The 11706-nt window shown below is 71.1% G+C and carries 8 protein-coding genes; 3 read left to right on the top strand and 5 right to left on the bottom strand.

Annotation, left to right across the window (positions count from 1 at the left end; translation table 11 throughout):
- Positions 1–607 precede the first annotated feature (607 nt).
- A complete protein-coding gene (gene tyrS, locus V1633_RS24895) occupies positions 608–1909 on the bottom strand; it encodes a tyrosine--tRNA ligase (RefSeq protein ID WP_331216817.1) in 1302 nt (433 codons plus the stop codon).
- A gap of 214 nt (positions 1910–2123) precedes the next feature.
- Here tyrS and V1633_RS24900 point away from each other — a divergent pair, with 214 nt between their 5' ends.
- Together V1633_RS24900 and V1633_RS24905 are read left to right on the top strand one after the other, a co-directional pair.
- On the top strand, positions 2124–4340 hold the full coding sequence (locus V1633_RS24900) for an alpha-galactosidase (RefSeq protein ID WP_331216818.1): 2217 nt from the start codon (positions 2124–2126) through the stop codon (positions 4338–4340).
- A gap of 473 nt (positions 4341–4813) precedes the next feature.
- Positions 4814–5746: a sulfite exporter TauE/SafE family protein gene (locus tag V1633_RS24905; protein WP_331216819.1), complete on the top strand. Its 933-nt coding sequence runs from the start codon at positions 4814–4816 to the stop codon at positions 5744–5746.
- Between the two features lie 175 nt (positions 5747–5921).
- On the opposite strand, the gene V1633_RS24910 is transcribed toward V1633_RS24905, so the two are convergent.
- Complete coding sequence (locus V1633_RS24910) at positions 5922–6644, bottom strand: FKBP-type peptidyl-prolyl cis-trans isomerase (protein ID WP_331216820.1); 723 nt, start codon at positions 6642–6644, stop codon at positions 5922–5924.
- 254 nt (positions 6645–6898) lie between these two features.
- Between V1633_RS24910 and V1633_RS24915 the strand changes: the two genes are divergently transcribed.
- Positions 6899–8125 (top strand): MFS transporter, encoded by a 1227-nt coding sequence (locus V1633_RS24915; protein WP_331216821.1) that lies wholly within the window; start codon positions 6899–6901, stop codon positions 8123–8125.
- A 93-nt stretch (positions 8126–8218) separates the two neighbouring features.
- Here V1633_RS24915 and V1633_RS24920 read toward each other — a convergent pair whose 3' ends face one another.
- The 3 genes from V1633_RS24920 to V1633_RS24930 form a co-directional block, all read right to left on the bottom strand.
- Positions 8219–9595, bottom strand: a complete 1377-nt coding sequence (locus V1633_RS24920; protein ID WP_331216822.1) for a GH1 family beta-glucosidase — start codon at positions 9593–9595, stop codon at positions 8219–8221.
- Between the two features lie 179 nt (positions 9596–9774).
- Entirely contained in the window at positions 9775–10614 is an 840-nt protein-coding gene (locus V1633_RS24925) for a carbohydrate ABC transporter permease (RefSeq protein WP_331216823.1), read from the bottom strand.
- Complete coding sequence (locus V1633_RS24930) at positions 10607–11596, bottom strand: carbohydrate ABC transporter permease (protein ID WP_331216824.1); 990 nt, start codon at positions 11594–11596, stop codon at positions 10607–10609. The genes V1633_RS24925 and V1633_RS24930 overlap by 8 nt, the downstream gene beginning before the upstream one ends.
- Positions 11597–11706: the final 110 nt, after the last annotated feature.

Genomic DNA, 11706 nt, shown 5'->3' on the forward strand with positions numbered 1-11706 from the left:
AAACTCTCCAACAAAAACTTGGAAAATCAACCCAGCAACAAATTAAACACTTGCTGCCAAACAAACAAACATTTGGCACTGGCTTATCAAGCACCCTGTTGAGTTCTCAAAGAACAAACACACACCGACCAGCAGATCCTAAGACCAACCACTCGGGGCTCTTACTTCCGCCTCGCGTTTCCGTCCGGCGCTCGTTGTACGTTAGCCGACCGTTTTCGCTTCGTCAAACCGATTTCCACCGGTCCGACACCCACTCATTCGATCAACCATTCCTTGATCAAGGCGCAACTCGACGAGCGAGCCGTTGATCCAGGATTCCGGCAGTCCGGCCGCTCGCGGAGTTACCCACGCGCTCGCCCGGCTCACTGCCGACCGTTCACTCTACTCGGTCAGGTCCGCAACACCAAATCGCCGTCCAGGCGATCCGGGTCACCCCGCCCGCCAGGTCTGTCCACGAGCGTCAGCCCGTCGACCTACCCGGTCACCTCACCTGCGGTTCCGGCCGCTTCGCGCGTTTCGCGCTCTTCGTCCGTTCCCCGCGGGCAGAGAGAAAATTACGCGGTCGAACGATGCAACGTCAAATCCGCCGGGGGCATTCCCCGTCACATCATCGACCGGCGGCCAGTTCCACCCCGGCGAACGTACGCTTCCCGCGCCGCAACACCAGGAACCGGCCGTGCAGCAACGTCTCCGGGGCGATCACGGCCTCCGGATCGGTGATCCGCTCGTTGTTGACGTACGCGCCGCCCTCGGCGATCGCCCGACGTGCCTCGTTGAGGCTGCCGACCAGGCCCGCCTCTCGGAACAACAACGCCGCCGGTGGCAGGGATTCCAGTCGGACGAGTCCCGCTTCGGCGAGCGCGGCACGCAGCGTCTCCGACCCCAGTTCGTCGAGCGACCCCCGACCGAACAACGCCTGACTCGCGGCCACCGCCTGCCTCGCCTCCTCGGCGCCGTGGACCAGGGTGGTCAACTCCTCGGCCAGGGCACGCTGCGCAGCCCTGGCCGCCGGCCGCTCCGCCGTCGCCTTCTCCAGTTCCTCGATTTCCTCGTGGTCCCGGAAACTGAAGTAGCGCAGCAGCTGGCTGACGTCCCGGTCGTCGGTGTTCACCCAGAACTGGTAGAAGGCGTACGGGGTGGTCATGGTCGCGTCCAGCCAGATCGCGCCACCCTCGGTCTTACCGAACTTGGTCCCGTCCGCCTTGGTGACCAGCGGCGTGACGAAGGCGTGCACCGGTCCCGCGCCACGGCGACGCACGTAGTCGACCCCGGCGGTGATGTTCCCCCACTGGTCGGAGCCGCCGAACTGCAGGGTGCAGCCGTACCGCTGGTGCAGCTCGTAGAAGTCGTTGGCCTGGAGCAGCTGGTAGCTGAACTCGGTGTAGCTGATCCCCGTCTCCAACCGGGCCTTGACCACCTCCCGGGCCAGCATCCGGTTGACCGGGAAGTGCTTGCCCACGTCGCGGAGGAACTCGGCCACCGACATCGCCCCGGTCCAGTCCAGGTTGTTGACCGGTTGTGCCGCGTTCTCCCCCTCGTAGGAGACGAACGGCGCGAGCTGGTTCCGGATCCGCTCCACCCAGCTCGCGACCACCTCCGGGCTGTTCAGCGTCCGCTCACCCCGCTCGTTCGGGTCGCCGATCAACCCGGTGGCCCCACCGACCAGCAGCAGCGGACGGTGACCGGCCAGTTGCAGTCGTCGGGCGGTCAGAATCTGCAGCAGATTGCCGATGTGCAGGCTGGGCGCGGTGGGGTCGAAGCCGACGTAGAACGTCACCGGACCGGCGGCGAAGTGCTCCCGCAGCTCGTCGGGACCGGTCGAGTCGAACATCAGGCCACGCCACCGCAGGTCGTCGAGAACGGCGACCAGGCCGGCGGAGGTGGCGGGAAAGAGGCTGCTATCCGTCACGGTGCAGATTCTCCACCATCCCGGCGGTCCGGCCGTACCCGGTTTACCGTCCGGGTCATCCGGCGCCCGGCCGGGCCCACGGCCTTGGACGAGCGGCGGACGTCCGACGGACCTGCCGGAACGGTCCCTGGCGCCGGCGTTGACGGGGCCGGACGCCGGAGGCAGGCTACCTGGGCCGGGTGGTGACAGATCTTCTCGTGGCCGGAGGTACGCCGTGACGGTTCCCAGCCAGACCCGCCGCTTCGAGCCGGCGGGTGATCCCGGTGCCAGCTCGAGAGACGGTGACGTCGGTGAGTTCGTCCACCTGCGCCGGGCCGGGGTCAGCCTGCTCCTGGCATGCGTGGACGACGGCCTGCCGGTGGTGCTCCACTGGGGCGCCGATCTCGGCCCGCTGACCGGGCCGGAACTGACCGACCTGGCCACCGCGCTGCGCCGACCGGTACGACGAGGCGCGCCGGACGGGCGGCCGGTGGGCCTCGTGCCGGAGCACACGCACGCCTGGTTCGGTCTGCCCGGTCTTTCCGGGCACCGGGCCGGCTGCGACTGGTCCCCCCGGTTCGACCGGACCGGGCTGCGGACGGTCGAGGAGCCCGCCGGAGTCACCAGCGGTGTCTCGGTGACCGGCCGGGACGAGGCCGCCGCACTGGAGTTGACCATCGAGATCGACCTCGACCGGGGCGGGCTGGTCCGACTCCGCGCCGAGATACGCAACCTGGCGTCCGACCCGTACCAGCTCGACGGGCTGACGGTCGGGCTACCGGTGCCGCCCCGGGCGGACGAGCTGCTCGACCTCACCGGTCGGTGGTGCCGTGAGCGGGTGCCCCAGCGCCACCCGTTCACGGTCGGCACCTGGCTGCGGGAGAGCCGGCGCGGCAAGCCCGGCCTGGACGCCACCCTGCTGCTGGTCGCGGGTACCTCCGGGTTCGGCTTCCGGTCCGGGGAGGTGTGGGGGCTGCACGTCGGCTGGAGCGGTAACCACCGGATCCACGCCGAGCGCACACCGGAGGGCGAGACGCTGCTGGGCGGCGGCGAGCTGCTGCTCCCCGGCGAACTGGAACTCGCGGCGGGCACCGCGTACCGAACCCCGTGGATCTACGGCTCCTACGGCGCCGGCCTCGACGAGATGTCCGGACGTTTCCACGAGCATCTGCGCCGGGAGGTCAGCCCGCGACGCCGTACCCGTCCGGTCGTGGTGAACACCTGGGAAGCGGTCTACTTCGACCACCGTCTGGAGCGGCTCACCGCGCTCGCCGACGCCGCCGCGCGGATCGGCGCGGAGCGGTTCGTGCTCGACGACGGCTGGTTCCGGGGGCGCCGGGACGACCGGGCCGGGCTCGGCGACTGGTACGTCGACCCGGACGTCTGGCCGGACGGCCTGCATCCCCTGGTCTCGCACGTACGCGGACTCGGCCTGGAGTTCGGGCTCTGGGTCGAGCCGGAGATGATCAACCCGGATTCGGAGCTGGCCCGGGCGCATCCGGACTGGATCCTCGCCACCGGCGGCCGGATGCCCGAGGCGCAACGCTGGCAGCAGGTCCTCGACCTGGCCAACCCGGGCGCCTACGGGTACCTCCTCGACCGGCTCGACACCCTGGTCCGGGAGTACGACGTCGCGTACCTGAAGTGGGACCACAACCGGGACCTGCTCGACGCCGGGCACCCGCCGACCGGGCGGCCGGGCGTGCACGCGCAGACCCGGGCGGTCTACCGGCTGCTGGACACGTTGCGGGACCGGCACCCGGGGCTGCAGATCGAGTCGTGCGCGTCCGGTGGCGGCCGCGTCGACCTCGGGATCCTGGCCCGGACCGACCGGATCTGGGGCAGTGACTGCCTGGACCCGCTGGAGCGGCAGTCGATCCAGCGTTGGACCCAACTGCTGCTGCCGCCCGAGCTGATCGGCTCCCACGTCGGGAAGCCGCGTTCACACCACACCGGCCGGACGCACAGCCTCGCCTTCCGGGCCGGCACCGCGCTGTTCGGCAGCTTCGGGGTCGAGTGGGACATCTCGGTGGTCTCCGCCGAGGAGGAACGGGAACTGGCCGACTGGGTGGCGCTGTACAAGCGGCACCGGGACCTGGTCCACGGCGGCACTGTGGTCCGGGTCGACCATCCTGACCCGGCGTTGTGGGTGCACGGCGTGGTCGCCCCGGACCGGTCAGAGGCGATCATGGCGCTGGTCGGGATAACCACCGGTACGACCGCCACCCCCGGCCCGGTACGGCTGCCCGGTCTGGACCCGGAACGTCGGTACCGGATCCGCCCGCTGGCGCCGGAGTCCACCGGCGCGTCCCTGGCCGCCACACCGGCCTGGTTCACCGGCACCGGCGCCCGGCTGTCCGGCCGGGCGCTCGACAGCGCCGGGCTGCAGGCGCCGCCACTGCGTCCGGGGGAACTTGTCCTGCTGCACCTGGACGGCGCACCGGCGAGCTGACGAACGGCCGACCGGGCGCTCGGAGCCCGGTCGGTGGGTGTCACCGAGTACGCCGCCGCGCGGGACGCCGCCGAGGAACAGCTGGTCTGGCCTTCCCCCTGGATGCCGATCGGTGTCCCAACCGACTGCACCGCGGTCGCCCTGGCGAACACCCCGCTGGTGGCGACCGCGCACCGTGGCCGGAACCCTGTCGTGGTTCACCGGTGCCGGAGGGCGGCCGGGTGAGCCCACGCCGGCTGTCCGGGCCTCCGCTGCCCGGGCCGGCGAAAACACGGACAGTCACGGGCTTGACTACCACGACAACCCGGTAAACAATCCCTATGGGTTAGATGGGGAATCGGTTGCACCGCAGCGCCGCCGCCCGTCCCATCCGGTCCCTTTCGGATGCCTCACCTGCCCCGTCGGCACCCTGCCGGCAGCTCACGCCGGCCGTCAGCCGGACCCTCCTCGATCACTGACGGGAAGGAACGCCCGTGCGCAAACTTCTGCTTCTCGCCCTCGTCGGACTCGGTGCTCAACTCGTGGACGGCAGCCTCGGCATGGCCTACGGCGTCACCTCCACCACACTTCTGCTGGCCATCGGCACCAACCCGGCCGCCGCCTCGGCCACCGTCCACCTCGCCGAGATCGGCACCACGCTCGCCTCCGGAGCCGCACACTGGCGGTTCGGCAACGTCGACTGGAAGGTGGTCGCCAAGATCGGCGTACCGGGCGCGATCGGTGCCTTCGCCGGGGCGACCTTCCTGTCCAGCCTCTCCACCGAGGTGGCCGCGCCGGTGATGGCGCTGCTACTGCTCGCCCTCGGCGTCTACATCCTGGTCCGGTTCACCGCCTTCGGCATCCGCCGGGACCGCCTCGGCCTGCCGCTGCGCAAGCGGTTCCTCGCCCCGCTCGGACTGATCGCCGGCTTTGTGGACTCCACCGGTGGCGGCGGCTGGGGGCCGGTCGGCACCCCGGCGATCCTGGCCAGCGGGCGGCTGGCACCCCGCAAGGTGATCGGCTCCATCGACACCAGCGAGTTCCTGGTGGCGGTGGCCGCCAGCATCGGTTTCCTGGTCGGGCTGGGCAGCGAGAACGTCAACTTCGCCTGGGTGGCGGTGCTGCTCGTCGGCGGTGTGGTCGCCGCGCCGATCGCGGCCTGGCTGGTCCGGCACATCCCGCCACGGATCCTCGGCTCGGCCGTCGGTGGCCTCATCATCATCACCAACGCCCGGACCCTGCTGCGCAGCGACTGGATCGACGCCTCGGACGGCGTCCGGTACACCGTCTACGCCGCGCTCTACCTGGTCTGGGGTCTCGCCCTGGCGTACTCGGTGAAGCAGTACCGCGCACACCGGGACAGCGAGACCACGGAGGCGGTCGAGAGCCTCGCCGAGGAACGCCCGAAGGCAACCGTCGGAGCGTGACAGCCGGTTCCGGGCGTACCGCCCGGGAACGGGACCGCACGGGCCGGCCAGAGACGGAAGGGCCGGGGGGCCCCCCCCCCCCCGGGGCGGGCCCCCCCCCCGCGGGGGGGGGGGGCCCGGGGGGCCCGCCCCGCCCGGCCCCGGCCCCCCCGGCCCCTTCCGGCGTCGTGGTCGGTTACCGGGCGGCCAGGACGTCCACCACGAAACGCAGCGGCCCCTGCGGATAGCCCTGCGGCGGGTTCGGCCCGTACGCGAGATCGACCGGGATGTCGAGGCGGACCCGGCTGCCGATCGGGACGCCCACCAGTCCCTGGTCCCAGCCCGGAATGACCTTGCCGACACCGACCTCGAACTGCGCGGGCTGGCCCTGACGCCAGGAGGAGTCGAACTCCTCACCGTTGCCGTAGAAGACACCGACGTAGTTCGCCAGGATCGTCTGGCCGCGCCGCACCTCCGGCCCGGTGCCCTTGATCAGGGTGGTGACGCCGAGTTCGCTGAGTTCGCCCTCACCGGCCTCGACGGTCGGCGGCTGCCCCAGCCGGGGGTCGAGGTCCAGCTCGGGTTCCCCGGCCGACGGCGTGGAACCGGGCGGTGTCGCGGTGGGACCGGCCGGCGTCGGGGTGGGAGCGGCGGTCGGGGCGGCACTGGCCGGCTGGCTCGCCGCCGACGCGGCGGTGTTCTCGGACCGGTCGTCCGGATCGTCCCGGAGCACGATGAGCGCGGCGAACCCCAACCCGACCAGTACGACCCCGGCGACGGCCCCGACCCAGCGCTGCCGGCGCGCCCGGTTCTCGGCGGTGCGGACAGCGGCCGCCTCGGCTGCTGCCTTCCGCTCCTGTTTGGTCGGCCGCGGCTGGCTCTTGGACCCCGGCTCGGGGGTGTGGACCCGATCACTCATCTGATCTTGGACTCCTCGGTACGTGGTGCGAGCAGGCGGGACGTGGTCGCCCTTCAATGGGCTCCGCACACCGTACCCGCGTCGGCTGGGGCAGGTCCCGCTCGGTCGTACCTCGTCCGGCCGGGGAGCGGTCCAGGGCGCCCGTCGGGACGGCCGGATGAGACACCACCTACTCAGTTCCAATATGAGACTCACTGACCTAAGCTCCTGACCAGGCACCGGGCGCACGGACGGAACGGGACGACAGGAGTGGCATGCGGGACATCCCCCGAGTGGTGTGGACCCTCGCCGCCGGCCGGTTCGTCAACGCCGCCGGTTCCTTCGTCGCCTTCTACCTCTTCCTCTACCTGACCGGCCCGCGCGGCCTGCCGATCGGGCCGGCGGGTCTGATCAGCGGCGCGCTGGGAGCCGGGATGCTGGCCGGCAACTTCACCGGCGGCTGGTTCGGGGACCGGTTCGGGCACAGACGTACCCTGCTGGTCGCCTCGGCGGTCGCCGGTGTCGGTACGCTCGCCGTTCCCTGGCTGCCGGTTGCCGGCCTGGCGCTGGTCATGCCGCTGGTCGGCTACGCCGCTGCCGCCTCCGGCGTGGCCCAGGGGGCACTGGTCGCGCTCGCCGTACCGCCCGGGGAGCGACGCCGTTCGGTGGCGGTCACCCGGGCCGCCTTCAACGCCGGTTGTGTCATCGGACCGCCGGCCGGTGCGCTGCTGGTGACGTACAGCTTCACCTGGCTCTTCGTCATCGACGGGGTGCTGACCCTGCTGGTCCGCGCGGTGACCGCGCGGCTGTTGCCGGCCGACCCGCCGCCGAGGGCCGCCGGCGGCACCGGGATCCGGGACCTGTGGCGCGCGGTCCGCGCCGACCGGGGGCTGCTGGCCCTGCTACCGGCGGTCGTGGTGGTGGATGTCGTCTACCGGCAGCTCTACTCGACCCTGCCGGTCCACCTCCGTGACCACGGACAACCGGTCGGGCTCTACGCCGGGCTCATCGCCCTCGGCTCCGCGATGATCCTCTGCCTGGAGATCCCGGTGACGGCGGTGCTGCGCCGGCACTCCGCGCTGGGCATCATCGGCGCCGGGTACGCCCTCGTCGGGCTCGGTTTCGGGCTCTTCTCGCTCGGTACGGCGGCCTGGCTGGCGGTCACCGCGATGGTGGTGCTCACCTGCGGTGAGATCCTCTACAAGACAACGGCGACGGCACACGTGCTCGACGCCTCGCCGCCCGCACTGGTCGGCCAGTACCAGGGCCTCTACACGGGGGCGGCGACCAGCGGCACGATCCTCGCCCCACCGGTCGGCGCCCTGGTCTACACGGTCGCGCCCGGCCTGCTCTGGCCGCTCTGCGCGGCCGCGGCACTCACCGCCGGGCTGCTCGTCTGGAGCACCGGACGTCGGGGCCGGTCGGCCGGCCGGAGCGGAGGAACCGAGCCGGCGCCCGGTGCCGGGCCCGAACCACTGGCGGCCCGGGCCACAAGGGAGTGAGCCGATCCCGCGCCGGCCGGCACGTCACCGGCCGGCGGGGGTCGGCGGGTCCACCGCGGCCGGGTCGGCGGGCCCGGCCGCGGTGGACGATGGTCAGACCGCCGGGGCGGAGGACTCCGGCGTCCCGACGAGCCGCTGGTGCTCACGGATCAGCTCGGCGTACCGCAGTCCACTCGCCTTCATGGTCCGTCGCTGTGTCGGGTAGTCGACGTGCACCAGGCCGAACCGCTTGTCGTAGCCGTACGCCCACTCGAAGTTGTCCAGCAGCGACCAGACGAAGTAGCCGTCGATCGGCACGCCCCGGGCGGCGGCCGCCGCGCAGGCCTCGAGGTGCTGCTCCAGGTGCGCGGTCCGCTCCTTGTCCTCGACGGTCCCCTCCGGGGTCAGTTCGTCGTGCCAGGCCGAGCCGCTCTCGGTCACCATGATCCGGTTCGGGGCGTACTTCTCGTGGACCGAGACCAGCAGCTCCTCCAGACCGGCCGGGTGGACCTCCCAGTCCATCGCGGTGTGCACCGCGCCCGGCACCGGGATCTGCCGGGCGAACGGGACCGGTCCCTCCGGGTCGTCCACGATGACCTGGCGGAAGTAGTAGTTCAGGCCGAGGAAGTCGGTGGGCGTGGCGATGCACTCCAGGTCACCCGGGCGGACCGGCGGCTCGACACCGTAGGTCTCGATCATGTCGGCCGGGTAGCCCCGGCCGTACAGCGGGTCGAGCCACCAGCGGTTGACGTGGCCGTCGGCCCGGACCGCCGCCGCCACGTCCTCCGGCCGGTCGCTGGCCGGCTCGCAGGGGCTCGGGTTCAGCACGATGCCAACCGAGGCCGGACGCGGGGACGACGCCCGGATCGCGGCGGTGGCGAGACCATGCCCCAGCAGTACGTGGTGCGAGGTGGCGATCGCCCGGGTCAGGTCCCGGTCACCGGGGGCCATTTTGCCCTCCAGGTGGCCGATCCAGGAGACGCAGAGCGGTTCGTTCACCGTCACCCAGTCGCTGACCCGGTCCCCCAGCCGGCTGGCGACCAGCCCCGCATACTCGGCGAACGCCTCCGCGGTGGCGCGCTCCGGCCAGCCGCCCCGGTCCTGCAGCGCCTGCGGCAGGTCCCAGTGGTAGAGCGTGACCAGCGGCCGGATCTCGGCGGCCAGCAGCGCGTCGACCAGCCGGTCGTAGAAGGCCAGTCCGGCCGGGTTGACCTGGCCGGTCCCGTCCGGGACGACCCTCGGCCAGGCCACCGAGAAGCGGTACGCGTCGACGCCGAGGCGACGCATCAGTTCCACGTCCTCGGGCCAGCGGTGGTAGTGGTCGCAGGCCACGTCGCCGGTGTCGCCGTTGTCGACGGCGCCGGGCACCCGGCTGAAGGTGTCCCAGATGGACGGCTTACGGCCGTCCTCGGCGGCGGCACCCTCGATCTGGTACGCCGCGGTGGCGACGCCCCAGGTGAAGTGGGGTGGCAACTTGGACAGGTCCGACACTGGTCGACTCTCCTCTTGGTTCTTGCTGACGCTTCGATCGCCAGGCCCTGCCGGGCGGTGGCACGACGGACGGGGCGGGCGGGTGGCCACGCCGGTGACCACCGGGCGGGGCGCGTGGCTCCGTCGACGGTGGCGTGGCCCCCGGCGGACCGGGGGTGGTCGGCTTCACCGGCCGGTGGCTACTTCACCGCTCCGGCGGTCAGGCCGGCGACGAAGTAGCGCTGCAGGGCCAGGAAGCCGACGACCACCGGAATGCTGACCACGACCGAGGCGGCCATCGCCTGGTTCCAGAAGACGTTGTACTGGGTGGCGTACCCCTGCAGGCCGACCGCGAGGGTGCGGCTGTTCTCGTCGGTCATCACCGAGGCGAAGAGCACCTCGCCCCAGGCGGTCATGAAGGCGTACACGGTGACCGCGACGATGCCCGGCACCGCCGTCGGGAGGATGACCCGGAACAGGGTCCGCATCGGCCCGGCGCCGTCGACCTGGGCCGCCTCGTCGAGGCCGCGCGGGATCGAGTCGAAGTAGCCGACCAGCATCCAGATCGAGAACGGCAACGAGAAGGTCAGGTACGTGATGATCAGCCCGAGCCGGGTCGCGTACAGCTCGATCCCGGTGACGTTGCCGAGGTTGACGTAGATGAGGAAGAGCGGCAGAAGGAAGAGGATGCCGGGGAACATCTGCGTCGACAACACGGTGACCGAGAACAGTTGCCGACCCCGGAAGCGGTAGCGGCTGACCGCGAAGGCGGCGAAGATCGCCACCACCACCGAGACGATCGCCGCGATGCTGGCGACCATCAGGCTGTTGAGCATGTACCGGCCGAGCGGGACGGTCCGCCACATGTCGAGGAACGGCTGGATCGTGGGTCGGCTGGGAATCCAGGTGAAGGCGCCCTGCACGTCGCGCAACGGCTTCAGGGCCGAGCTGACCATGACGTACAGCGGGGTGACGACGAACAGGGTCAGCAGGCTGAGCACGATGCGGCGGGCCCAGCGTTCCGCGGTGGTCTCACGCATGGTCCCTCCTGCGGTTCGTGACGATCAGGTACAGCGCGGTGACGACGAGCAGGAAGAGCAGCAGTGCCACGGACATCGCCGACCCGAGACCGAAGTTCCAGGTGACGAAGGAGTTCTGGTAGATGTGGATCGAGATCAGGTCGGCCTCCCGGGGCGCGGCGCCGCCGAAGAGGACGTACGGGGTGTTGAAGTCGTTGAAGGTCCAGAGGAAGAGGACCAGTACCAGCACCTGGTTGACCGGGCGGAGCAGGGGCAGCGTGACGCTGCGCAGTCGCCGCCAGAACCCGGCGCCGTCGATGGCCGCCGCCTCGTAGAGCTCGTTGGGGACGTTCTGCAGTCCGGCCATCAGGCAGAGGAAGGCGAACGGCCAGGAGCGCCAGACGGAGACGAGCAGCAGGGACCAGAAGCTGTTGCCGCCGATCAGCCAGAACGGCGCGTCGTTGGGGTCGACCAGATTGGCCTGACCCAGTACGTGGTTCACCAGTCCGGTGTCCCGCTGGAACATGAAGCTCCAGGTGATCACCGCGGTGTAGACCGGCAGCGCGTACGGGGTGAGGAAGAGGGTCCGCAGCAGGGCCCGCCCCCGGAACGGCCGTTGCAGGAACACCGCGGCGGCGAGGCCGAGCAGGCAGGAGATGCCGACCGAGACGACGGTGTAGAGGATGGTGACCCAGAACGAGTGCACCAGGTCCTTGCCGGTGGCCGAGTCGAAGTCGAAGGTGACCTGGTAGTTGGCCAGTCCGACGAACGGGGCGGTGGACCAGTCCCGGATGTGGAAGCGGGTGAGCTCGAGCAGGCTCATCCAGACCCCGACGAGCATCGGTACGACGTGGATGCCGAGTTCGAGCACGAGTGCCGGGACGAGCAGCAGGTACGGCAGGCGCGAGCGCCTGGGCCGGCGGCGCTTCGGTTGGGCGGTCCCGCCGGCGGCGGCCGGCGGCCCGGTGGGCCGGACCGGGCCGGGTGCGGTGGTGGTGGCCATCGGATCCTTTCGAAGGTGGACCGTGGAGGGTGGCGCGCGTGCCCCTCCACGGTCACCGTTGGCGTCGCGGTCCGGCGCCGACCGGCGGTCGGTGCCGGACCGCTTCAGGT

This window comes from Plantactinospora sonchi (assembly GCF_036422035.1).
GTDB lineage: Bacteria > Actinomycetota > Actinomycetes > Mycobacteriales > Micromonosporaceae > Plantactinospora > Plantactinospora sonchi.